Annotated in this window: 1 protein-coding gene; it reads left to right on the top strand. The window is 63.8% G+C overall.

All coding sequences use genetic code 11. From position 1 onward, the window contains the following. Positions 1–76: 76 nt before the first annotated feature. Complete coding sequence (locus tag NKI47_RS34900) at positions 77–1,033, top strand: IS5 family transposase (RefSeq protein ID WP_352596372.1); 957 nt, start codon at positions 77–79, stop codon at positions 1,031–1,033. Positions 1,034–1,076: the final 43 nt, after the last annotated feature.

The raw sequence follows: 1,076 nt of genomic DNA on the forward strand, positions 1-1,076 counted from the left end.
CACCTTCTCCCACAGGGGGCCTGTTGCGTAATTCGCTGATTGTGATTCTCTGAGACGAAGCTCGGAGGGAATCGCGATGGCAGTGAAGCAGATGGGCCAGTTGAGCTTGGCGGAGGCTTTTCTGGGCGGCAAGTTGGCTGGCGGTTCTTCACCGCTTGATCGATTGTCGGGTCTGGTGAAGTGGTATCGCTTCGAGAAGCTGCTCAACCCGCTGCGCGATGGCGGACCCGGACGGGCAGCTTGGCCACCGCTGGTTCTGTTCAAGGCGCTTTTGCTGCAGTCACTCTACGGCCTGTCGGACCGCGAACTTGAGGAGGCGCTTGGCGACCGGCTGTCGTTCCGGCGCTTTGTCGGGCTCGGGCTGGAGGAGAGCGTTCCCGACCACACGGTGCTTTCGCGTTTTCGCAATCTGCTTGTCAGCGAAGGGCTGCTGGAGAAGCTGTTTGGCGAACTGGACCGGCAGCTGGAGAAAGCCGGTGTTATCCTGAAGCGGGGAACGATGCTGGATGCCACGCTGATCAATGCGGTTTCATTGCCCCCGACGGACGATCAGGCCTCAAAGGATGCGGACGCCCGCGTCACCGCGCGAAAGGGCAAGGGCGGCTTCACCTTTGGCTACAAGGCCCATGTCGGGGTGGATGAGGGCTCTGGCCTGATCCGCACGGTGATTACCACGCCAGCCAACGTCAACGACACGGTGATGGCCGATGACTTGATCTGCGGCGACGAGAAGACGGTGTGGGCGGACGCCGCCTACGACACCCATGCCCGCCGCGCCCGGCTCAAGGCCGAGGGCAAGAAGGTGCGCATCGCGCGCCGCCCCAACAAGCACCATGCGCTGCCGCCGCGGCTCAAACATTACAACCGCCTGATCGCCAGACGGCGAGCGGCGGTGGAGACCACTTTCGCCACGCTCAAGAACCGCATGAAGCTGACCAAGATCCGCTATGTCGGACTGGCGAAGGCCACCGCCCAGGTGACATTGGCGGCGATCGCCTTCAACATGCGCCGATGGGCCGCCATCACGGGATAGGTGCGCCCGCAGCCCGGCCGCCCGGGCCGAAACCGCCGCCGAA

It is taken from the genome of Mesorhizobium sp. M0633 (assembly GCF_040320645.1).
GTDB lineage: Bacteria > Pseudomonadota > Alphaproteobacteria > Rhizobiales > Rhizobiaceae > Mesorhizobium.

Bases quoted from the DNA above. Each gene is read 5' to 3' on its own strand.
- NKI47_RS34900 (WP_352596372.1), top strand. From the start codon at position 77: ATGGCAGTGAAGCAGATGGGCCAGTTGAGCTTGGCGGAGGCTTTTCTG.